Raw genomic sequence first — 21,749 nt, 5'->3', positions numbered from 1 at the left:
ACCCTAGCCAACCGCTAATCTTACTTCACGGTGACCCGGCGGAAGGTAAGGTTGAGACGCGGTTGCTGAGGGCGCGCCGTTTTAGGCAGCGCATGCAGCCAGTGTTGCTGGGTAAGGCCACGCATAAGCAGCAAGCTGCCGGAAGTAAGCGCTACGCTCAACGGCGGGTGAGGAGTACGCACGGGGTCACGAGGCTTGAAGCGAAACAAACGGGTAGCTCCTAAGCTGAGGGAGGCAATAACCGGTTCAGGGCCTAATTCCGGCTCATTATCGGCATGCCAGCCCATGCTGTCTTGGCCCGTCCGGTATAGGTTTAGCAGCACGCTATTAAACTGAGTTCCACTGGCGGCCTCTACCCGGTTGCGTAGCTGCTCAAGAGCTGGTGTCCAGGGGCTTGGTTCCAGCGCAAGGCCTGAGTAACGGTACCGCGCCTGTGCGTCGCCGTGCCAAGCCGTAAGGCGGGGTTGCAGCACTTCTTTCCCGAACAGTTTAATGGGCTCCTGCTTCCAAGGAATAGTGGCGGTTAGCTCCGCTAAAAAGTCACCAGCTTCCTCCGGGGACAGGAAAGCAGTATCGAGTAGCAGATCCGCATCGGGTAAGGAGAGGGCAGTAAGAGGCATAGTAGTCGGTAGGTATACAACAGCAAACCGCCCACTAGCGCGGGAAGTGCGGCCTAGTAGACGGTTTTCTTGGTACCTATTGAGTAGTGAGCCTATACCGGTACAGCGGGCATCATCTGCCGCAGCCAGAAATAAAATCCTAGAATCACCAGTCCGCAGATGAGCAACGGCCCGAGCCACTCGCGGCTGCGGTAGGGCTGCCCGCCAATATAGCGGGGCCAGAAGTACAGGTTGTACACCAGAATGGCTGGCAGGTTAAATAAGGAACCTATCCAGCTCTCTAATTGGGTGTTCTGCTGCCGTAGCCAGTATACTAAGAACACGCCACCAATCAAGTACACCACTATAAACAGTAGTACAAGCAGGGCTGGTCCTGTCCGGCGGAGGGTGCGTAGGTTTAAAGCTAGCATTATGCCACCTGCTACCATGCTGAATAGAACGGAGAAGATGGTGATGGTGCCCGGTGAGTATAGGGCGGGACCCGTAGGCGCCTCGGCGGCTACCGGTTCTTCCCCTCGCAATTGGCGCCGGGCTAGTTCTTGCTCGGCCTGCTCCTGACGGGCTTGTGCTTCCCGGCGGTCTGTTTCTTGCTGACTGGTACGTAGAGTGGCACGCAGCTCTGTGTGGGCGGCGGCTGGTTCCAGACCGCGCGCTTCCAGTTCGTCGAGGGCAGCTAGCACAGCCTCCTCACGATACTCCGTGTAGTTCTGCACGTACAGCAGGAGTTCGGCTTGCGTCTTGCGGCTCATTTTTGCCGCGTAGTCTTCGGCCATTGGAAAGGATCAAAGTGTAAAAACCGGCGTACGTACTCCTACGAACCCCGTGCGAAACCGACGAAAAACCCCCAAATTTTACCCGTTTTTCGGCGACTTAGTGGCGCGTGCTATTGGCTGGCCCACTGGGCCAATACCTCCCCTACCCGGTATACATCCTCGAAGGTATTGTACAGAGGAACCGGCGCTAGCCTGATAACATTTGGTTCGCGCCAATCGCCAATAACCCCCACCGCCATTAAGTGCTCAAACAAGTCGCGGCCATTCTGGTGCACCAATAACGACAGCTGGCATCCGCGCTGAGCAGGGTCGCGGGGCGTGATAATTTCCAGGCGCGACGCGGGTAGGTCAAGCCGGGTAATCAGGAATTCCAGGTAGCCGGTTAGCAGTTCGCTTTTGCGGCGCAACGGCTCCATCCCACCAGCTGCTTCGTGCATGGCTAAGCCCGCTTCGTGCACGGCTAGGGTAAGCACGGCCCCGTTGGAGAGCTGCCAGCCCTCGGCTCCGCGAGAAGGCTGAAAGCCCTTGCGCATTTGAAAGCGCGCGGCCGCATCATGGCCCCACCACCCTGCCAAGCGCAACAGGTCGGGGCGGTCGGCGTACCGCTCGTGCACAAAGGCCCCTGCCACGCCACCCGGGCCCGAGTTTAGGTACTTATAGGTGCACCAGCAGGCAAAGTCCACGTCCCAGTCGTGCAAGTGCAGGGGGATGTTGCCGGCAGCATGGGCTAGATCGAAGCCAACCATTGCGCCTACAGCATGTCCCGCCTGGGTGATGGCAGCCATGTCGTATACCTGTCCAGTATAGTAGTTGATGCCGCCCATGATGATGGTGCAAAGCGACTCACCGAGCTCATTAATCTTGGCTATGATGTCCTCGGTGCGCAGCGTATGCTCGCCGGCTCGGGGCACTAGCTCTACTATAGCGTCGTCAGGATCAAGGCAGTGCAGCTTCACTTGGGTTTCCAGGGCGTACTGATCCGAGGGAAAAGCGCCGCCTTCCATCAGCACTTTGTAGCGGGTGGGCGTGGGCTGGTAGAAGGAAATAAGTAACAGGTGCAAGTTGGTAGTGAGGTTGTTCATCACTACTACCTCGATCGGCTTGGCGCCTACTATGCGGGCCGTGGGCTCTGTGAGGCGCTCATGGAAATGCATCCAGGGCGTATTGCCGGTGAAGTGGCCTTCCACGGCGCGCTCCTGCCAGTTTAGAAACTGCTGCTCGGCGGCAGCCCGGGCGGTGCGGGGTTGCAGGCCCAGGGAGTTGCCGCAGAAATACAGGCTCTCCTGCCCATCGGGGCCGGGCGGAATGTGAAACTGCTGGCGAAACGCGTGCAGCGGATCCTGCGCATCAAGTTGACGGGCGAAATCGAGGGTGGGTTCGAATGTCATCAGTGGCAAAGATAGCCACGAGCCTCACCCCTACACTATGCAGTAGCCGCCATGATTTTGGCGAGGTGCTCCTGCCGTAAGCCAAGCCAGTCCAGGGCATTTTGCCCCAGCATACGGGCCTTCACGTCTTCAGAGTATGGCATGGAGCGAATCAACTGCCCAGGTTCCAGCTCACCCAGCGGAAAGGGGTAGTCGGTACCCAGCGTGATTTTGTCAGAGCCTAGGGTTTCTACCAAGTAGTCCAGCATGCGCGGGTCGTGCACCAACGAATCAACCCAAAAACGGCCCAAGTACTGGCGTGGGTTCACGGGGTTATCGACGGCACACAAATCAGGGCGTACCTGGAAGCCGTGGGCGATGCGCCCAATAGTGCTGGCGAATGTGCCGCCCCCGTGGGCCACAGCTACGCGCAGGCGAGGCAAGCGTTCTAGCACGCCCCCAAAGATGAGAGAGCACAGCGCCAACGTGCTTTCGGCGGGCATACCCACCAGCCACGGCAGCCAGTACTTAGGCATTTTCTGCTGGGCCATCATATCCCACGGATGGATAAAGACGCAAGCGCCTAGCTGCTCGGCTGCTTGAAACACTTCAAACAGCTCCGGGGCATCCAGATTCCAGTCGTTGACGTGGGAGCCGATCTGGACTCCTGCTAAGCCTAGGTCTTTTACACACCGCTCTAGTTCGCGCACCGCCAGGTCGGGGGCTTGCATAGGCAGCGTACCCAGGCCCACAAAGCGGCTGGGGTAGCGCTGCACTACCTCGGCCAGGTGGTCGTTGAGCAAGCAGCTTAAATCGAGCGTATCTAGAGGCTTAGCCCAGTAGCTAAACATGACGGGCACTGTGCTGAGCACCTGCACTTGGGCACCAAACTGGTCGTACTCTCGCAGGCGCACCTGTGGGTCCCAGCAGTTGTCCTGAATCTCGCGGAAAAACTTGTCATCCTGCATCATCCGGGCGCAACAGGGCCGGTGATGCTCCAAACGGATAAAGCCCCCGTACCCGTACCGTTCCCGCAAGTCGGGCCAGGTTTTGGGCAGGATGTGCGTGTGGATATCGATGGTAAGAGGATGAGCAGAACAGGCCATACCACGGGGTGGAGTAAGCAGGCGGCGCTTTAGATTATTCAGCCGGAGCCGCTACCGGAGATGGGGGCTGCAGCACCGTGCCGCATACCTGGCAAGTGCGCTTGTGCTCATCCTGCCAGAAGCGGTTCATGATGGGAGGCAACTGCTGCACGATGTCGGTGATTTCCGCAAACTCTTCATAGAGCTTGTGGCCGCAGTTTTCGCAGTACCACTGAAACCCGTCTAGCTCGCCGGGAGTGCGGTAGCGCTCCAGCACCAGCCCAACGGTACCGGCCGGCCGGCGGGGGGAGTGGGGCACGCCCGGAGGTAGCAGAAACATGCTACCCGCCTTTATTTCGATATCTACTGGCTTTCCGTCTTCAATAATCTTCACTACGATGTCGCCCTCCAACTGCAAAAACAACTCCTCCCCTTCGTCGACGTGGTAGTCTTTGCGGGCGTTGGGGCCGCCCACCACCATCACTATGAAGTCTTTGTTGTCTTTGAATACTTGCTGATTGCCTACGGGTGGCTTGAGCAGGTGCCGGTGTTCTTCAATCCACTGTTGAAAATGAAAGGGGCGGGCAACGGGCATAACCTAGGGTAGTGAAGAGGTGAAAAGAGTGCGGGCAGGCAAGTAACAATATTCCTGCGTATCGTGCGTACGTAACTTGCCGGCGCCATTGTTCCACTCATGCCGACTAGGTGCGCCTCCCCCTTTTCACCTACCCTACTTCTATGGACTTACTTTCTCAACGCGCCCTCGTGGGTGGTAGCACGCAAGGTATTGGCCACGCCGTGGCCCAAGAGCTAGCCCAGCGCGGTGCGGCTGTTACGCTCATTGCGCGCAATGAAACCGCATTGCGGGAAGTGGCCGCCGCCCTACCTACCCCTGCCGGCCAAACCCATGACTACATTGTGGCTGACTTTTGCCAGCCGGATCAGGTAGCTGAAAACGTGCACGCCTATCTCACCCAACATCCCAAAGGCTTTGATATATTGGTTAACAACACCGGTGGGCCCGCGGGTGGGCCCATTTTAGATGCGCCAGTAGATGCTTTCCGAGCAGCTTTTGAGCAGCACCTCGTTTGCAACCACCTGCTAGCTCAGGCATTGGTACCCGCCATGCGCCAGCGGGGTCGTGGCCGCATTATCAATGTTATTAGTACTTCGGTAAAGCAGCCCCTCCCCGGCCTAGGGGTGTCAAACACCATTCGGGCAGCCGTAGGCAACTGGGCCAAAACGCTAGCAACCGAGCTTGGCCCCGATGGCATTACCGTCAACAATGTGCTACCTGGTGCTACCGTCACGCAACGGCACACCTCGCTCATTGAGAAGAAAGTAGAGCAGACTGGGCAAACCACCGCCCAAATAGAAGCCGCCATGCTCCAGCAGATTCCGGCGCGGCGCTTTGGGCACGCCGCTGAGGTAGCCGCCGCCGTGGGGTTCCTGGCCTCCGACGCAGCCGCCTATATTACTGGCATCAACATACCCGTAGATGGAGGCCGTACCAGCAACTTGTAGAGGCGAATAAAGGCAGTATTGGTAGGTAGTGGGCCCTTTATGCAACCAAGCTTGCTGCCTGCTGCCATCAGAGCACCCTCCTTTATTGTGGTCTGAATGGCTTCTCCCAAAATTGATGCGATCCGCTAGGGGCTCTATATTGCGTCGTCAAGTACGGACGTCCCCGGGTGTGCTCGCCTTCCGGCTGTTATTCTTCTGTCATCAGGGCTCTTATCAGAGGCCCTTTTATGCGGTTCATGCTACTTTCTAAACAGTACGCCACTCGTGGCCCGATACGCCTAGCGCTGATCAGCATGCTGGTTCTGCTCGTGTTTGCCTGGCACTTTTACATGGAGCGTGCGGCCTACTACGACTTGTCGTACCACCTATTTACGTATCTAAAAGACAAGTCGCTATTTGTCCAAAACAGGCGTTTCGTAGCCATTGTCACGCAGTGGCCCACTTTACTGGCCATTCGAGCTGGGTGGCCGCTAGATTCGGTACTGCGGCTGTATTCGGTGGTCTTTGTCCTTTACTATTTAGCTGTATTTCTGCTGTGTGCTTACTGGCTGCGAAATGAGCAGGTAGCACTAGTGATAGTGTTTTTGTTTGTCTTGATGGCCTCGCGAGCCTTCTACTGGGCCCAATCGGAGATGCCACAAGGCCTTGTAGCACTGCTGCTATTTTACGCCGGTGTATCGAGGCAAGCGCCGTTACAACGACGATTCAGCACGCTGGCGTTAGCAGCATTGGTCCCGGTTTTCATCTTTGGACACCCACTTATTATCCTTCCCTTTCTATTTATCTGGGCATATGATTGGCTGCTGAATCGACGGTTCCAAGACTGGGCCTACTATGGCATGCTGGTTTTAGCACTAGCCATGTACAAACTGCGGGCTATGCTAATTCCGCCAGGCTCGTACGAGGACATGTACATGACCTTCTTTCCTAACCTAATCAAGTTCTTCCCTAATTACCTAGTACTAAGCAGCTTCGATACATTCTGGGCGCTATGCAGGAAAGAGTTTTTGGCCTTACCGCTTCTTCTAGCTGCTCTTTCCTTCTTTTATGTTAGGCAGCGTGACGCGTTTGCCTGGCTGCGCCTTGCGCTAATGTGGGTATCAGTAGCGGGGTACGTTTTTATTATCAACGTTTCTAAGCCTGACTACACGGAGGCTACCTACCTCGATAACCTATTCTTTCCGCTCACCTTGTTCGTGGCTATTCCTTTTGCTATGGAATTGTTGCCAGCTATAGAGCGCAACTGGAGCAGTCGGGGCCCTGTATTTATTATCGGCTTGCTAACTGTCGTGCTAGGGGCTCGTTTATGGCTACTATGGCACCGCCACATTTCCTACACCGCTTACCAGCAGTGGCTTACTCACTTGCTCACGTACACTCGGCAGTTTCCCGAACGTAAGTTCATCATGTACCCCGACAATGTAGATCCTCACAATCTGCGTTCGGGCTGGCCCTGGTGGGCCGCCGCAAGTGAAACGATGATGGTGAGTGCCCGCCATAGCCCCGACTCGGCCCAAACCGTACGGGTAGGCTGGAACATTGATGAGTTAGCTCAAACGGGCTCCCGCCCAGGTGTACTATTTGGCCCGTTTGAGACGGTAGAAAGTGCCGCAATGCCTGCCAACTACCTCAAGTTTCCACAAACCGCGTATCGTGTGCTTAACACGCTGCCCCCTATGGATACGGCGGCATTGCGCCCGTATATAAGGGCTCACCAAGGAGTGCAGCTCACGTTGGCGGCACCATTACCCGTTTTGCATGCCAACAACTGGAACAAGGTAGAGGTACAGGTAAGCGTACCTGACCACGCCCGACCTCTGCATTCGGGCACCCGGTTGCCGCACCCTACTTTGCTACGCACCGCTTTCTATAAGTCACACGACTGGCCTACGGATGTTGGGCCAATGGAAGCTGCTTTGGAGGTGGATGTATGGCAGCCTTGGAAACAGACACTGCCCCTACGCACGCCCACACAGCCCGGACGATACACATTTGAAATCAGCCTTATTAGTAAGAACTATGTGGATTGGCCCGTGCGGCTACGCGTGCCAGTAGAGGTAGTTAAATAACTCTTACTTGGCGAAAAGCCTCGGCTCCACTACTTAGAAGCCAAGGAAATCTGCACGTCGTCTAGGTATACGGGCTGCTTGCTATCGGCACGCCACAGGTATACTAGCAAGCGGCTATTTGCTTTGGCGGCGGCGGGCATGGTAACAGTTTGCTCAACGTATTGCCACTTGTTGTACACTTTTACTGTGCTCAACAAGTCTAATCCTTCCCATAGTAGGTTAGGCTGATTGGGTTTATCACTCCGTACTTCCGTTACAAGCTTAGCAGCGGCCTGCTCATTCGGAAGAAACACCCAAGCTCCAATGGTTAGCTTAGCAGGCCAGTCGGGCGCGAGACGGCTGAGCTTGTTATTATACCCTAGGCTAAAGTCATGGTCAGGAGCAACCATGGTGCTATACGTTCCTGAGTGAGCTTGGTCGCGGCTGAGCAGGGCCAAGCCGGGCGCATCAGGTAGCCACCCATCCAAATTCTCGAAACTGCTAGACGCCAGCACACCAGGAGCCGAGGGAGTGCTGGGTTGCTGAGAGCAGCTTCCTAAAAACAAGGTACAAAGAAGGGCAGCAGAGGCGTATTTCACCATGGGAGAGATGTAGAAAAAAGGCTAGCAGGGCCAGACACACCTGTGTAGCAACGCCCAGGAGCGGCGCTTCACAGGCATGTTACTGGTAGTAAAACTTTTTGCTTTTGGTCACGCCCCAATAATACAGCATCTCAGCCTGCAACTCCGACTGATGATAATCTGGCACTGGTGACCACGTCAGGACATTACAATAAGGCGAAATGCGCACTACTGGCTCTGGAGATTGAGCTATTTGATCCATAGACCACCGCTCGCAATCATTATTGACTGGCAGCTTCGTAGCCACATCCATGTAAGTGAACGTAGCAGCAAATAAGACGATGAGAGCAATATAGGCGTGCCGGCGCTGGCCTGACAACCGCAGCACCAAGAAATAGCTCGACAAGCCATAGGCGTAGAACAACGCCAATAAGACGGGTAGAATAGAATCGCCCCGCACTAGATACGCGCGGTAGTCGCGGTAGCCGCCAAAGGGTAGAAGCAGGATGAATGCGCAGGCAAATAACCCTACCCACCGTATGCTGTTCAATACCCGCTGGCGCTCCAAGGAAGGAGCAGTGAAACGATATACTAGCTGGACATTGACCAACACCAGCACAATGAGTATAGGCAATCCCCAGTGAAGCGTAAGTTCCAAATAGACACCAGTGGGCAACAGTTGATAAAGCTCACCTAGAGTGTGTGTATGGGTATTTTCTGCATTGTTACGCCCTATGTACAAGGAGTACAGGCCTAAAACGCCCATAGTGACAAGAAGCACAACTACCTGCCCCGAGAGCCAGTTACCAGGAATGGCCCGGAGGGATGGCCACTGTAGGCCGTTCTGCCACTGTTGGGCCAGCCAGTACAGGCTGATTCCAAGCAGCAAGATGGCGATAGCCGCAACAGTAATTGGGCCATTGAAGGAAATAACAACGATTAACGCTACCAGTAGCGCTAGTTGCCACGGCCGCAGGTGTAAGGGCTGCTGCCGCTGCACGGCCTGAAAAATAGGCCACCACACAACCAGTAGCAAAGCCATTGGAAAGGCATAAAAGAACGTATAAGTAATAGCATAGTTTGTGATACCCATCTGCTCATAGAAACCACTCGTTTGAAATAAGGGCACCAGAAGGGCTACAGCTATCCAAAAGCTCCACCCCGCACGCGGGCCGCCTGCGCCCAGCCGGATGTAGCACGCTAGCAGCACGGTTAGTAGTGCCTGAGTGGCCGTGTTGAACAACGCAGTGGCCGTGTATAAACTAGCAATGGGGGGAATAAAGTATTGCAGCAGGTGAGGCACCCGCTTCAAGTACAGACCCATAGTGGCATGCGCAAAAAACCGGTTAGTTCCGCCGTACACCTCATTTCTAGTCAGTACAGCCCATCCAAACGGATCATGTAGCACCTTGCTAAACCACTGCGCGGGCAGGATCGTCGGGACGATATCACCATCTAGTGGCAACTGATAGTTTTGCCAATAGGTGTATATCAGATCTAGCACTACAAACGCTATCAACAAGCCCGATAAGTAGCGTTTATTCATACAGCTTGCGTGAATTTAAGCCTCCGGCCAAAGCAGAGTTGGAGGCTATGGTAGCGTGAGCCAGCCTACAATAGACTAGCTCGCCACCAAGAATGGTCGTCTAATAGCAGACTATAGCTACGGGTTAGTCTTTGATACTCAATTTCACATCGTCTACCAAGACGCGGTCCGTCGCATCGGCACGCCACAGGGACATACGGATATGTTGCAGGGACGTGATATTATCAGGCAACACAATGTCTTTGCTAACCTGTGTCCACTTATTGTATTCCTTTACCTGCTCTCCCAACCGAATACCGTCGCCGAAAACCTGCTGGTTTGTAGCTGGGTCCATTACCTGAACGCCTAGCATTCCGGTTGCCTTATTGCTGGGCAAATACGCCCAAGCTTCTAAGTGAACCGTCTTAATTTTCGCGGGAGTAGCTAGGCCAAGCGCCATATCAAACGTAGTGCTGAACTCATGGTCCTTGTCTACTTTGATGGCATACTGTCCCGAATGCGCGTGCCCCTTATCTAACGTGGCAGGGTCATTGTTCCAACCAGCAAGCGACTCGAAGTCATTGGCAGTAATCGTTTTGCTGTCGGAAGCAACGGCTGATGTATCATCCGATGAGCAGGCGCCTAGGAAGGCCAAACCGAGCAAAACAGCAATTTTTTTCATGTAGAGGAGTGATAGATACAGTTTGTAAGTCTAGCAAAGGTAGGTAGTCTGCCTATGAACTACATGCACTTTCTACCACCTAGCCAAGGCTCATATAAAGCCAATGCACCCACCTTACTCCACCGAGAATTCCAGAATTTCACCTCGGATAGGAAAGGCCGGATACGGAATGTTCTCCTGAAAGTAAGGATGGTAGTCGTTGGTAGGTAGCCAATGCTGAGCCAGAATAACATGCATAAGGGTATTGGGCACCACCGTATACTGGTCTGACATATAAGCAATAACGCGTAAGTGATTTTCGTCAGGGCCTATGCGCCAGATGATTTCGGTAGGGCGCCATTCTATTTCATACCATGTGTCGTGGGGTGAGAACAGCTCCGTTGAACTGAGTACCACGCGGGTCGAAAGAGCAGTACTGGCCCCATCACGATGAAGCCGATAGGTCTTGCCTTCGTATACAATCGGCTCGTCGTTGCCATTAGCGCCACAAGGTGGCGTTGCGGCGGCGCCATTTACGAGATGAGGAATATCCTGGCGCATGTAGTCGAAGTTGTTGCAGCCGATGACGATAGAATCACAGCTTTCGTCTTGAAAAGCGCCTCCTTCACGCAGCCACCGCCGGCGGTGACGGGCCCGGCCTTCGTACCCATCGTTGCGATAGTTGCGGTAACGTATGCACTGAGCCTTAAATATTTCTATGTCGATTTCGGAAAAGAAGGCACGTTCGTCATCGGTACAAAAACCGCCACGGTAGTCCCGATTCAGCGAATTCCAAGGTTCACCAGCCGCTGAGAACAGCCAGAATGCAGGGCTTATTCCATTCCAAACGCCAGCTGAATTAACTATTTGAGGAAACCGAATGCGGGCCCGAAACCGTCCGTACGTAAACCCGAAGAGCGTCCGCACAGAAGCATCATACTTATGCGGATCTGCCGGGTCAGCAGCCGGATTAATAAGCTGAATACGACCTGAGTCGGCTACTGATGCCGTTGGGCCATCGTCACCCACAGTTACCACTGGCAAAGTAGTAGGATCAAACTGGTGCTTCAGCCGATTGTAAGCAGCCGGTGTAAAGGAGTTATTGTTGACATCAGCTACCACTGGCACGTTTGGCATTTTGGCTCCACCAAAACTGCTGTACCGAAAACTAGCTTCCATCTGTTCCGCCGTGGCTGGCATACGCCAGTCTCGGGCCGGTAGAGGAGCCCCTAACTTGGGCGGGCGCATGTATATCTGCAGTTGCTCATCGGCAACTTGCACAACTGTATGAGCAAAGGAGCGGCCTAAGAAGTACGTAAACGGGTTGAGATAATGGCCATCCGACCGTCGGCGATGACAGTCGCGAGCATAGAAATCAATCTCGGAGGTATCAGTAGTGACGACCAGCATAAATCGGTAACGGCCCATACGGGGGGGCCTTTTCCACCGACCATAGAGGTTTTCATCATCCGGCCCATCGGGTAGTGGCCTAGAGCCTGCTGGCGCATCCATGAACAGGCTCTCATTTCTAGGGTTTCCTCGCAGACGCACACCCGCCTGAAGCGTAGTACCTCCCGCCCTACGAGGTACTGCTATCTTCCGAAACCCTGGCTGCTTACCTTCATCGTAGCCCCACGTGCCGTAGAAATTTTCATCATCCCGAGGATGGCCAGGCTCAAATGCGTAGCTCTCATTTTGATAGAAGAGCGCATAAAACAAGGTATCTCGCTCAGAAGTGTTTGCAATAGTAAGGCGACAGTTGAATAAAGCTGGGCTTTCACTACTACCCTCTGGATGAGGAAATACACGGCCCGGCCGACGTATGGTCATCTCTGCGTTATAGCGCCGAATAAGCTGGCCGGCTGGTGCATCTGTTTCGCCCGCGTAATTAGCTAAGGCGGTAAATGAGGTAATGCGCAAAGGGGCAGTGAAAGAGCCAACTTGTGCAATTCCCAGTACTGGCCACAAGGTGCTTACCAAGAACCAACACATTCGCCCCATTCGCAAAGTCACGATGGCAGGCCACATGCCTCTTACCCATTGGTATAGCTCAAGCAAAAAATCTCGGCAATTAGTCATCACACAGCACAGTAAGTAACGAAGATAGAGAGGCAAACCAATCCTGGCCTCTTCAGGGGCGCAACTAGGATGCAGTGGTTATCTATCGTGTAAAACGGACATAAACCTATCTTTGCACAACTATCTTGATGACTCTTTACCCCTGAGCCCTGTGCATTCCGATTACGAAGCAACTTACCATCAGATTGAAGAGGGGCACTGGTGGTTTCAGGCCCGGCGCGGTATGGTGTTCCAGCTAATTCAGGAACTGCAGCTACCCAAATCAGCTTCCATTCTGGAAATTGGCTGTTCCGGAGGACCCCTATTGTTGGCCTTGCGGCAAGCAGGTTATACTAATCTTACGGGCATTGACATTAGTGCCCAGGGGGTTCAGCTTGCCAAGCAGCGCGGTTTTGAGCACGTTGCTGTTATGGATGGTGCTAAATTAGAATTTGCAGACGCCAGCTTCGACTTGGTTATTGCCTCAGATGTGCTGGAGCACATTGAAAATGAGAATCAAGCCTTGCAAGAGTGGAAGCGCGTGCTACGCCCCGGCGGTCAGCTGATCGTCTTCGTGCCGGCTTTCCAGTTTCTATGGAGCTCTCACGACGATGTGAATCAGCATTTTCGGCGGTATTCCAGCCAACAGCTATCCACCGCTATTGCTCACAACGGGCTACAGCAACAGCGTTTGTCGTACTGGAACTCTCTCTTATTCGCACCGGTAGCCCTGGTACGGCTGCTACGTAAACTTTTGCCGGGAACGGAGCCTTCTCCATCAGGAGACTTGCAGCTACTCCCCGCCTTTCTGAATACCTCTCTGCTTTCGCTATTGCGCACAGAAAACCGAATACTGCGCCATTTAAACCTACCGGTAGGCGTGAGTGTATTTGCCCTGGCCCGTAAGCCTGCTTAGTCATTTCTGCTCTTCCCTGCTTTCTGTCACTCCGTGGATCTTTCCGTCGTTATTCCCATCTACAACGAAGAAGCCAATATTCTCTCGCTCTACGAGCGGCTACGTGGGGTTCTTGATGGAATGTTATTGCCAGGAGGCTACGAATTCATTTTCGTAAACGATGGCTCACGCGATAAGTCGCTGGTACTAATTCAGCACTTAATAGTGCGCGATACGCGGGTCCGGTACGTAGATTTTAGCCGCAATTTCGGGCACCAAATTGCTGTTACGGCCGGCCTAGACCGTGCCACAGGCGAGGCAGTCGTCATTATTGATGCTGACTTGCAGGACCCACCGGAGCTGATTCCGCAACTATACCAGCGCCTACACGAAGGCTACGAGGTAGTGTACGCAAAGCGCCGCTCCCGCCAAGGCGAAAGTGCCGCTAAGAAGTTCACAGCCAAACTGTTCTACCGTATTCTGGCTAGCATTACCCACATTTCTATTCCAGTTGACACGGGAGACTTTCGCATCATTTCTGAGAAGGTTGTGCGCGCCTTACGGCAGATGCCCGAGCAAAATAAGTTTATCCGAGGTCAGATTTCTTGGATTGGATACCGCCAAACCTACGTGGAATATGACCGGGCAGAACGGGCTGGCGGCGCCACAGGCTATACATACCGTAAGATGCTTCGGTTAGCCCTGGACGGTATTACGGCTTTCTCCGACGTGCCCTTAAAGGCAGCTACCATTAGCGGGTTTGTGGTATCTGGCCTTGCCTTCCTGGTAATGATTTATACCCTGTATGCCCGTTTTGCGACGGACAACTACGAGGCTGGGTGGGCGTCGTTGATGATTAGCATCTTGTTCCTAGGTGGGGTGCAACTCATTGCTGTGGGTATCATTGGTGAATATCTAGCGCGGCTATCTGCCAATGTGCGGCAGCGGCCGTTGTATATTGTGTCAGACTCTAACCTGCCGGAGCCGACCAGCGAACCATCTGCTACTGGACGCTAGGCTTCGTCCTATGTAGTCCCTATGATTCAGCTTCAGAATTATATCAACGGCCGGCTGGTGCCTCCCAGTGCTGGTTGTTACCTACCTACTCTTGAGCCGGCTACGGGTCAGCCCCACGCCTACTTGCCTGACTCTGACGCCGCGGATGTAGCGCTAGCGGTGCAGGCGGCAGAAGAAGCGCTACCGGCTTGGCGCACTCGCCCGGCTGAAGAAAGGGGCCGGCTTTTGGTTCGTATTGCGGAATTGATTGAGCGTGACCAGGACCGACTAGCTGCGGCAGAAAGCCAGGATAACGGCAAGCCCGTGCACTTGGCCCGCACCGTCGATATCCCACGAGCAGCCAGCAACTTTGCTTTTTTTGGTACGGCGGCACAGCATTTTTCATCTGAAACCCACTTCCAGGAGGGCATCGCGCTAAACTACACGGTGCGCCACCCGCTAGGCGTGGTAGCGTGCATTTCCCCTTGGAACCTGCCGCTCTACCTATTCACATGGAAGATTGCTCCGGCTCTCGCCGCTGGGTGCTGCGTTGTGGCCAAACCATCGGAAGTTACACCGTACACTGCATTTCTCCTGAGCGAGTTGTGTCAGGAAGCTGGCTTGCCGCCGGGGGTGCTCAACATTGTGCATGGTACGGGCGCCAAGGTGGGCCAAGCCCTGGTGGAGCATCCAGCAGTGAAGGCCATCAGCTTCACGGGGGGCACCAAGACCGGGGAACACATAGCACGCACGGCGGCACCCTTATTCAAAAAGCTTTCCTTGGAGCTAGGGGGTAAGAATCCCAACCTAGTCTTTGCCGACTGCAACTTGGAAGAAGCCGTGAGCACCAGCCTACGGAGTTCCTTTGCCAATCAGGGGCAAATTTGCTTGTGTGGCTCCCGCATCTTCATCGAACGGCCCCTTTATGAGGCATTCAAGCAGGCCTTTCTGCAGGGAGTAGCCGCTTTAACCGTCGGCGACCCGCAAGACCCGGCTAGCCAACAAGGAGCCTTGGTCAGCGAAGCTCACTTGCAAAAGGTGCTTGGGTACGTGGCACTGGCTCATGAAGAGGGCGGCCGCTTGCTGGCTGGAGGACAGCGGGTGTACTTACCGGGCCGCTGCGCTGGCGGACACTTCATGCAACCTACTGTATTTGAGAGCTTACCACCCAACTGCCGCGTAAACCGCGAGGAAATCTTTGGTCCTGTTGTCACACTCACTCCCTTCGACTCCGAAGCGGAGGTTATTCAGTGGGCCAATGGCACGGAGTATGGATTAGCCGCCACTATCTGGACCACGGACTTGAAGCGCGCTCACCGGGTAGCACACGCTCTGCACAGCGGTATTGTGTGGGTGAATGCGTGGCTGCATCGCGACTTACGCACACCCTTTGGGGGTATGAAGAGTTCTGGGGTGGGTCGCGAAGGCGGAATTGAGGCGTTGCGTTTCTTTACCGAGCCGCAGAATGTTACCATCAAACTATAGGCAACCTGCTACCAAATAACAGCTTACCGTTTTAGCGTACGTCCCACCGGTACAGGTGTAGCTTCCCTGACTGGGCCAGCAGGGTTAGGTGCTGGTTGGTTGGAAAGCTAGCGCCTGCCTCCACCAATTGACGAGCGTACGGGTTGGTTTGCCGGGCGGCCAACGAGTCGGTGCCGTCATAGTAGCTCTGGTCGTAGAGCACGAGTACGGGTTTGCCATTGGCTACTAGCTGCCGACGTAGTTCCGGTGCCGGACCAGCAGAGTCAAACACACTACGCAGCAGCTTAGCATGCACAGGTGGCGTACGCGAAAGTTTCGTAGCCATTAAAGGCAGGTTGGTGCGCAGGGCTAGCTGGTAGCTATGCAGGGAGTGGCGGTTATCATCATCCAGCGTTAGGTCCATGTCTTCACTGCCCACATGATAGAATGGCACGGGTAGAATAGCCTGGTAGTCGTGGGGCCGAAGCGACGCTAGCAGCGGCGCCAGTTCCGGTTGCGCTTGCACATTGGTGAGCGGGTTGGGCAAGATGCTATGCCGGTAGTGCTTAATGGTGTCGCGCATGTCGATGAGGGCAAGTAACACCAGGGCCACCACCACCACCCAACGAGCAGTCCACCGGCCAATGCGCAGCCAATAATCAAGCCCCGCTACCACCAGTAGGTTCACCATCCAGAAGAAAGGCCAGCAGAAGCGAGCTACCGTACGAAAATGAGCAGCGGCTCCCGTAATCTTGTGCAGGTAGAAGAAGACACTCAGGTAATTATGCCACGTAAACTGTCCGTCCTCTACTTCGTACACCGTGCCCACCGAAGCAAAAAAGCCTGCCAACGACGCTACCCCAAGCAGGAGAAGTAGGCGCTGTTGCGGGAGTTGCCCCCAGCTCCGCCACCATTGCCGTACCAGGGCCCGCCGAAACACCCACCCAATAAGCGCAACCACGAGCCCGAACAGGGCAAAGGCACCTAAGTACGCCTGCGACTCTTCTGAAACCGGTTTGGTTGGCTCAAAGATGAAGTGTGTAGTTTGGTATGCGTAGGGCTGAATAAGCGCTAGCGCCTGTAGCTTCCACGCGGGTGTATTGAAACCCGTGGGGGTTGTTAGTCGCAGAGAGTAGTAGGCGTCTACCAAGCGCACGAACCCAACGCTTAGGAGCATGGGCGCTAAGGTCAGCACGGTGCTCATCAGCAACAGTGGCTGCTGCCGCCAGCGGCCGTTGGGAAGCAGCCACAGGGCAAAGAAAGCAGCCGTGAGCAGCGCTAACTGCGGCAGATAATACAGATGCACAAAGGAAATAAGCGTGAAGGCCGTTGTCAGACCAGCTACCAGCCTTCCGATGGGTTGTCCTGCCTCCGCGCGGTCGTACAGGCGCATTAGCCCCCAAATGGCAAGCAAGATCACCCAGCTATACGACAGGTTGAAATGCCCCATCAGCAAACGCCCTAGCTGGGGGTTAAGCCAAGGTAGTACAACTGAAAACACCACTATCAGCCCCCAGTAGTGCAGTATGCGGCGCAGAATGGCTACCAGCAGCCCCGTACTCAGCAACATACCTGCTAATAGCAGCACATGGTAGATGTCAATTCCCCAAGGCGATACATCAGAGACGTAGCGCGACCATAGCCGGACGAGCCACGCGAGCAGGGGAGTGTTATCGGTGTAGAAAATGTAGTCGCCGAAGGGGTAGTTCATCATTCCAAACCACCGCATACCGTAGGCCGCGGGCTGTTGCACGTAGGCTTGAAAGGTGAAGTAGTTTTTCATTCCGTCGAAGCCGGAAACCAGCAGGTGCTGGCCTGGCTCGGTAAGCAGGAGGCCAAAGGCCCGAAAAACCAGCAAACACTGAAGCAGCAAAGCCGCGCCCAAAAGAGCGGCCTGGGAAGGACGGCGGCGAAGTACCGTCAACAGGAAATGCATCGTCAAAAACTGAAAAATCAGCGAATAATTTCGAGGCGGCAGATGCGGTGCTGGCTACCTACGCGCAGTTCTGCCACGTACAAACCTGTAGCAGGAAAGCTATGAACATCAAGCCATTGCTCGTGCTTACCGGCTGACTGTTGGCTTCCGCGCAATAGGCTCACAACCTCCCGGCCCTGACTATCCAGTACGCGCAACCAGACGGCAGCGGCGGTGGGCAAGCGGTACGTCAGCAGGCTAGACTCGTTGAATGGATTGGGGTAGCTCGGCTCCAATACTATGCCCGTGGCTACCTCGACTGGCTCATCTGGGTTCGTACCCGAAGCAGAGGTGCTGGGGGCGGCGGGGGTACCGCTGTTGAGGCTATTTCCCGGGCAGTGCCGAATAAACGAGTACTGACGGCCAATAAAGCGTAGATGCGCTTCGTCCCAGGAGCTTGGCTGGCCCTGCTCAGCCATCTTTTGGCTGTAGGCCTGGTACACAGCCCGCTGGTTTTCGGTTTGAGTTGCCGTCAGATTAAGGGGCCGTCGGCTACTGTCGTACCCCACATACAACTGGTATCGGCACTCCGTTTGGGCTGTGGCGGCCAGGGCCAGTTCCCCTGCCATTCGGTGGTCAGAATGGTCGCCGGGGTTGTAGCGCTCATTTGGCTGGGGAGTATGTACTTCGAGCTTGGCGCTTCCTACTTCGCGCTGCAACAGTGCCCGCACAGTCGCGACTAAGTCATTCCATGAAGTGTAGGCCGGTCCATGATCTAAGGGGGCAACAGGACGCCCTGCCTTAAAAAGTAACTTCATGCTTTGGAACCCGCCCCGGCTTTGTCCTTTGCCATCAAGGTTGCCATCGGGTAAGTGCAAAAAGTAGGCAACGGTACTCCGGTAGCGCACCACTGTCACCGAATGGGCATTGACGCTTTCTTGCGCTGGCATAGGTACTGTGCTGGCAGCCGTAGTAAGGTTAGCCGCTTTTTGTATAGCAGCTTGGCAAGCGGTTTCCCGGCTTTGCCAGTACGCATCATCTACTTTATTGGCCTGTCCACCCGTGAGGCAAATGAAAACCACTTTCGCGTTGCGCCGCTGCACATCATCGCACGCATCAGAGCCCATAAAGAGCTGCCAGTCATCGGGGTGGGCTGTGATATAGACCGATACCGGTCGGGAGTTAGGGGCTGATACGGGGGTTTGAGCCCACCCGCGGGCGGCTCCAAGCACAGTAAGTGTAAGGAGAAAAAGGCGGAGTAGGAGTTGAACCATACAGTAGTGCACAGGTGGTTGTGGAGCAGGGAGCTGGCAACAGTCAATCAGCGAAATTTACATACCCCGTCTTAGCTTATTTAAATTCATGTTGTTGGTTTTTGGCCAAGGGTGGCTGTTTCTCGATGAGCGTAATATTTACTCTCTGATTGCCTCATTTCACTGTGTGAAACAAAAAATCCCCGTTGCACCGAGTACTATGCAACGGGGATTCCAGAAAAGGTTATACAGCGCACGAAACGCTCTAAAAAATACTCTACCAACTAGTTGAACCGGGCGAGTGTGGCTTCCAAATCGCCCAGGGTAGTTTCGGCAAATTGCAACGAATCGGGTGGGCTGCTGGTGCGCACGTCCTGGCGTGCGACGAATGGCGTGCCGTTTTCATAGCGCATGCCCAGAAGGACCACCTTCGTGAAAGAAGGCACCGACATAAACTGATAGCCTCCAGCTTGGGGCTGGCCCGCTAGTACTACCCGCCGGCCAGGCACTACAACGCGCAACGTGGTATGCTCGGTGGCGCTGGCGAAGGGCACGTAGTAAGGTGAAGCAGGGCCGCGCCACTCTTTCCCAACCGCTACCCAGCCCAACTGCCCTACCCATAGCCCACCAGTCACGTCGGTGAAGCCGGGCAGCGTGGCTTCGGCGTCGCTGGCTGTGGTAGCAAGCATTTCATCGGCGGCAGTAGCCCGCCCTTCTTGGAAGGAAAAGCGGATGGGCAGCGTCATGCGCACTTTTACGGCTTGTCCACCCTGGCGGCCGGGCTTCCAGCGGCCAGAGGTTTGGCGTAACACGCGCAGCACTTCTTGGTCGCACCCGTCGCCAAGGCTCCGCACAATGCGCGGGCTAGTGATTCGCCCGCTTTCATCTACCACAAACGAAGCCAATACCAATCCTTGTGTTTGGCGCTCCTGCGCCTGGCGTGGGTAGCGAATGAGGCGGTTGAGGTCGGCGGGGCCATTGCCATAGCCGGGCATTTGCTCGGCTGTGGTGTACACATTTTGCTCCGGCTCCTCTTTGCTAGGAGCCTCGGCCCAGCGAACTGGCTCTGTAGCGGGGGCAGCCTGCCCATAGTAAAGCTGCTGCACGCGCCGGGCTTCCTCCGCCATTTCTACCTGCATTTCGCGCCCAGCAGCTAGGGCCAGCTGTTGCCCTCCGGCGGTAGCGCGCACCAATACGGCCCCTGCCAGCTCTAGCGCAACGCCGGTTTCGGTTTCGGTGAGGAGGTTAGACAGCAATAGGTCCGCTACGGAATAGCATTCCTTTAGCTCTATCCACACGGTTCCGGTAGCGGGGCGTTGCTGCCGGTCCACAAGGGCGCCTGCCGGAATACGCACGATGGTACCATCCTGCCCACGCAATTCGGCGGGCCGGGCCGGGTCAATCTGAAAATATTCGCTGGCCTTCAGGGTCAGGTCCTGTAGACGGGCTTCCATGGGGGGGGCATCAGCATTGAAGGCCGCAGGTTTGTGGATGCCGCGCTGATACACTATTAAAGGAGCATTGCGGCTAGTAGGCCGCTCTACGCGGTGCCAATCGCGCCGCACGGGGGTTGCCACGGGCTGCGCCAGGGAATCCAGGTTGAGCGTATCGGCTAAGGCCGGGCTAGTAGCTGGCTCCGTACGGGCTGGCTTCTCTTGCTGGCAGGCAGTACTAAGAATCCCTAGCAGTCCTATCTGCAGGAAACGAGTTGGGGTAAACGTTGGCATACGCGTGCTCTACGCTAAAAAAGTCCGTTTTACTGCCCCAAGGATACGCTTTTCCAGTAAATAGTTGAGTTAAACCTATTTTAGTATAGCTATGCCGCTACTCATTGCCTATACTTCTATTTTAGACGCTCATTGCTGTGGTCTTAGGGGCTTCTACTCGCTCGCCAAGCCAGAACGCAGCTGTTTAACCCGGCAGGCACCCGTTCCTCTTGTTTCTACGCTGTTCTTATGCTAGACCTTGTAATTGATGCCCGGCCGGCAGCCCTAAGCCCAGGCTTTGCGGTTCGCCGAATTCTACCTTACCGACTGCGGCGCATGCTAGGCCCTTTTATTTTTATGGACCATGCTGGCCCCGTACATATGGCCCCCGAGCAACTCTCGGCGTTAGATGTGCTGCCACACCCGCACATTGGCTTGTCCACGGTGAGCTACCTATTTGGCGGGCAGGTTACCCACCGCGACAGCCTAGGCGTACAGCAAATTATTCGGCCCGGAGAGGTAAACTGGATGACGGCAGGCAGCGGCATTGCTCATTCTGAGCGGTTTGAGGACCCTGCAACGCTGGCTGGTGGCGCCTTAGAAATGCTTCAGACGTGGGTGGCCCTACCCGAAGCTGATGAGGAATGTGCTCCGTCCTTCACCAACTATCAGACCCACAAGCTACCTGTTTTCACCGAGCCAGGCGTGTGGATGCGCTTGATTGCTGGCAATGCCTTTGGGCTACATAATGAGGTACGCACCCACTCGCCCTTGTTCTATTTGCATGTAGTACTGCAACCGGGTGCCCGCTTCGGCTTGCCCCAGGGCTACCCCGAGCGGGGTGCCTACGTGGCTAAGGGGCTGGTAGAAGTAAGCGGCCATACCTACGGACCAGGACAGCTACTCGTATTCACCCCAGGCATCGACCCGGTACTAGTGGCCCGTGAGGCTAGCACCCTTATGCTCCTTGGGGGCGAACCCCTCGGCGAGCGGTTTATCTGGTGGAACTTTGTATCCTCAAAACGAGAGCGGATCGAGCAAGCAAAGGCCGATTGGCAAGCCGGCCGGATTATTCTACCGCCTAATGATAACAAGGAGTTTGTGCCCCTCCCACAGGATAAAACTAGGCCAGCAGGTAGTGGCTCGCCCCCACCCCAAGCCCTGTCGTGAACTGATGGGCAGGATTAGGCTGGTAATTACCAGAACGAGTTCTGCTGCCCAAACGGCTGCAACTGGCTAACGAATTAATACTAACTTAATTGGATTTTAAGCTAATAT

18 protein-coding genes are annotated in these 21,749 nt (G+C 55.1%); 6 read left to right on the top strand and 12 right to left on the bottom strand.

What is annotated here, in order from left to right:
* Positions 1-20: 20 nt before the first annotated feature.
* The 5 genes from CHB83_RS15085 to CHB83_RS15065 form a co-directional block, all read right to left on the bottom strand.
* Positions 21-620 carry an alpha-ketoglutarate-dependent dioxygenase AlkB family protein gene (locus tag CHB83_RS15085; RefSeq protein WP_089333222.1) on the bottom strand — a complete coding sequence of 200 codons (600 nt, stop codon included), beginning with the start codon at positions 618-620 and terminating at the stop codon, positions 21-23.
* A 92-nt stretch (positions 621-712) separates the two neighbouring features.
* On the bottom strand, positions 713-1,393 hold the full coding sequence (locus CHB83_RS15080) for a hypothetical protein (RefSeq protein ID WP_045688610.1): 681 nt from the start codon (positions 1,391-1,393) through the stop codon (positions 713-715).
* A gap of 110 nt (positions 1,394-1,503) precedes the next feature.
* Positions 1,504-2,781, bottom strand: a complete 1,278-nt coding sequence (gene kynU, locus CHB83_RS15075) for a kynureninase (protein WP_089333221.1) — start codon at positions 2,779-2,781, stop codon at positions 1,504-1,506.
* 35 nt (positions 2,782-2,816) lie between these two features.
* A complete protein-coding gene (locus tag CHB83_RS15070) occupies positions 2,817-3,866 on the bottom strand; it encodes an amidohydrolase family protein (RefSeq protein ID WP_089333220.1) in 1,050 nt (349 codons plus the stop codon).
* Between the two features lie 34 nt (positions 3,867-3,900).
* Entirely contained in the window at positions 3,901-4,440 is a 540-nt protein-coding gene (locus tag CHB83_RS15065) for a 3-hydroxyanthranilate 3,4-dioxygenase (RefSeq protein WP_089333219.1), read from the bottom strand.
* Between the two features lie 143 nt (positions 4,441-4,583).
* On the opposite strand from CHB83_RS15065, the gene CHB83_RS15060 reads away from it, so the two are divergent.
* Together CHB83_RS15060 and CHB83_RS15055 are read left to right on the top strand one after the other, a co-directional pair.
* On the top strand, positions 4,584-5,369 hold the full coding sequence (locus CHB83_RS15060) for an SDR family oxidoreductase (RefSeq protein ID WP_089333218.1): 786 nt from the start codon (positions 4,584-4,586) through the stop codon (positions 5,367-5,369).
* Positions 5,370-5,605: 236 nt separating this feature from the next.
* On the top strand, positions 5,606-7,438 hold the full coding sequence (locus CHB83_RS15055) for a hypothetical protein (RefSeq protein WP_143437145.1): 1,833 nt from the start codon (positions 5,606-5,608) through the stop codon (positions 7,436-7,438).
* Positions 7,439-7,467: 29 nt separating this feature from the next.
* On the opposite strand, the gene CHB83_RS15050 is transcribed toward CHB83_RS15055, so the two are convergent.
* The 4 genes from CHB83_RS15050 to CHB83_RS15035 form a co-directional block, all read right to left on the bottom strand.
* Positions 7,468-8,019: a carbohydrate binding domain-containing protein gene (locus CHB83_RS15050; protein ID WP_055562370.1), complete on the bottom strand. Its 552-nt coding sequence runs from the start codon at positions 8,017-8,019 to the stop codon at positions 7,468-7,470.
* Between the two features lie 79 nt (positions 8,020-8,098).
* Complete coding sequence (locus tag CHB83_RS15045) at positions 8,099-9,544, bottom strand: hypothetical protein (RefSeq protein ID WP_089333216.1); 1,446 nt, start codon at positions 9,542-9,544, stop codon at positions 8,099-8,101.
* A gap of 124 nt (positions 9,545-9,668) precedes the next feature.
* On the bottom strand, positions 9,669-10,205 hold the full coding sequence (locus CHB83_RS15040) for a hypothetical protein (RefSeq protein WP_045688617.1): 537 nt from the start codon (positions 10,203-10,205) through the stop codon (positions 9,669-9,671).
* A gap of 114 nt (positions 10,206-10,319) precedes the next feature.
* On the bottom strand, positions 10,320-12,104 hold the full coding sequence (locus CHB83_RS15035) for a LamG domain-containing protein (protein WP_143437144.1): 1,785 nt from the start codon (positions 12,102-12,104) through the stop codon (positions 10,320-10,322).
* A gap of 310 nt (positions 12,105-12,414) precedes the next feature.
* Here CHB83_RS15035 and CHB83_RS15030 point away from each other — a divergent pair, with 310 nt between their 5' ends.
* The 3 genes from CHB83_RS15030 to CHB83_RS15020 are packed head-to-tail and all read left to right on the top strand — an operon-like array spanning position 12,415 to position 15,618.
* Entirely contained in the window at positions 12,415-13,158 is a 744-nt protein-coding gene (locus CHB83_RS15030; protein ID WP_089333214.1) for a class I SAM-dependent methyltransferase, read from the top strand.
* Positions 13,159-13,191: 33 nt separating this feature from the next.
* The gene (locus CHB83_RS15025; protein WP_055562368.1) at positions 13,192-14,154 is read left to right on the top strand and encodes a glycosyltransferase family 2 protein; all 963 of its coding nucleotides are present in this window, start codon (positions 13,192-13,194) and stop codon (positions 14,152-14,154) included.
* 21 nt (positions 14,155-14,175) lie between these two features.
* A complete protein-coding gene (locus CHB83_RS15020; protein ID WP_089333213.1) occupies positions 14,176-15,618 on the top strand; it encodes an aldehyde dehydrogenase in 1,443 nt (480 codons plus the stop codon).
* Positions 15,619-15,649: 31 nt separating this feature from the next.
* Here CHB83_RS15020 and CHB83_RS15015 read toward each other — a convergent pair whose 3' ends face one another.
* The 3 genes from CHB83_RS15015 to CHB83_RS15005 all read right to left on the bottom strand — a co-directional run bounded on the left by CHB83_RS15015 (position 15,650) and on the right by CHB83_RS15005 (position 20,492).
* A complete protein-coding gene (locus CHB83_RS15015) occupies positions 15,650-17,533 on the bottom strand; it encodes a hypothetical protein (protein ID WP_089333212.1) in 1,884 nt (627 codons plus the stop codon).
* Between the two features lie 17 nt (positions 17,534-17,550).
* Positions 17,551-18,786, bottom strand: a complete 1,236-nt coding sequence (locus CHB83_RS15010; protein WP_089333211.1) for a PIG-L family deacetylase — start codon at positions 18,784-18,786, stop codon at positions 17,551-17,553.
* A gap of 263 nt (positions 18,787-19,049) precedes the next feature.
* A complete protein-coding gene (locus tag CHB83_RS15005; protein ID WP_089333210.1) occupies positions 19,050-20,492 on the bottom strand; it encodes an energy transducer TonB in 1,443 nt (480 codons plus the stop codon).
* 228 nt (positions 20,493-20,720) lie between these two features.
* Here CHB83_RS15005 and CHB83_RS15000 point away from each other — a divergent pair, with 228 nt between their 5' ends.
* A complete protein-coding gene (locus tag CHB83_RS15000; RefSeq protein WP_045688625.1) occupies positions 20,721-21,641 on the top strand; it encodes a pirin family protein in 921 nt (306 codons plus the stop codon).
* Positions 21,642-21,749: the final 108 nt, after the last annotated feature.

The organism is Hymenobacter mucosus, assembly GCF_900188255.1.
Taxonomy (GTDB): domain Bacteria; phylum Bacteroidota; class Bacteroidia; order Cytophagales; family Hymenobacteraceae; genus Hymenobacter; species Hymenobacter mucosus.
Note: the sequence above shows the minus strand (reverse complement) of the source record. Positions and strands in the feature narration are given on the sequence as shown.

Coding starts and splice junctions, on each gene's coding strand:
- CHB83_RS15040 (WP_045688617.1), bottom strand. CDS start 10,205: ATGAAAAAAATTGCTGTTTTGCTCGGTTTGGCCTTCCTAGGCGCCTGC.
- CHB83_RS15045 (WP_089333216.1), bottom strand. CDS start 9,544: ATGAATAAACGCTACTTATCGGGCTTGTTGATAGCGTTTGTAGTGCTA.
- CHB83_RS15055 (WP_143437145.1), top strand. CDS start 5,606: ATGCTACTTTCTAAACAGTACGCCACTCGTGGCCCGATACGCCTAGCG.
- CHB83_RS15005 (WP_089333210.1), bottom strand. CDS start 20,492: ATGCCAACGTTTACCCCAACTCGTTTCCTGCAGATAGGACTGCTAGGG.
- CHB83_RS15050 (WP_055562370.1), bottom strand. CDS start 8,019: ATGGTGAAATACGCCTCTGCTGCCCTTCTTTGTACCTTGTTTTTAGGA.
- CHB83_RS15070 (WP_089333220.1), bottom strand. CDS start 3,866: ATGGCCTGTTCTGCTCATCCTCTTACCATCGATATCCACACGCACATC.
- CHB83_RS15085 (WP_089333222.1), bottom strand. CDS start 620: ATGCCTCTTACTGCCCTCTCCTTACCCGATGCGGATCTGCTACTCGAT.
- CHB83_RS15020 (WP_089333213.1), top strand. CDS start 14,176: ATGATTCAGCTTCAGAATTATATCAACGGCCGGCTGGTGCCTCCCAGT.
- CHB83_RS15060 (WP_089333218.1), top strand. CDS start 4,584: ATGGACTTACTTTCTCAACGCGCCCTCGTGGGTGGTAGCACGCAAGGT.
- CHB83_RS15010 (WP_089333211.1), bottom strand. CDS start 18,786: ATGGTTCAACTCCTACTCCGCCTTTTTCTCCTTACACTTACTGTGCTT.
- CHB83_RS15065 (WP_089333219.1), bottom strand. CDS start 4,440: ATGCCCGTTGCCCGCCCCTTTCATTTTCAACAGTGGATTGAAGAACAC.
- CHB83_RS15015 (WP_089333212.1), bottom strand. CDS start 17,533: ATGCATTTCCTGTTGACGGTACTTCGCCGCCGTCCTTCCCAGGCCGCT.
- CHB83_RS15000 (WP_045688625.1), top strand. CDS start 20,721: ATGCTAGACCTTGTAATTGATGCCCGGCCGGCAGCCCTAAGCCCAGGC.
- CHB83_RS15080 (WP_045688610.1), bottom strand. CDS start 1,393: ATGGCCGAAGACTACGCGGCAAAAATGAGCCGCAAGACGCAAGCCGAA.
- kynU (WP_089333221.1), bottom strand. CDS start 2,781: ATGACATTCGAACCCACCCTCGATTTCGCCCGTCAACTTGATGCGCAG.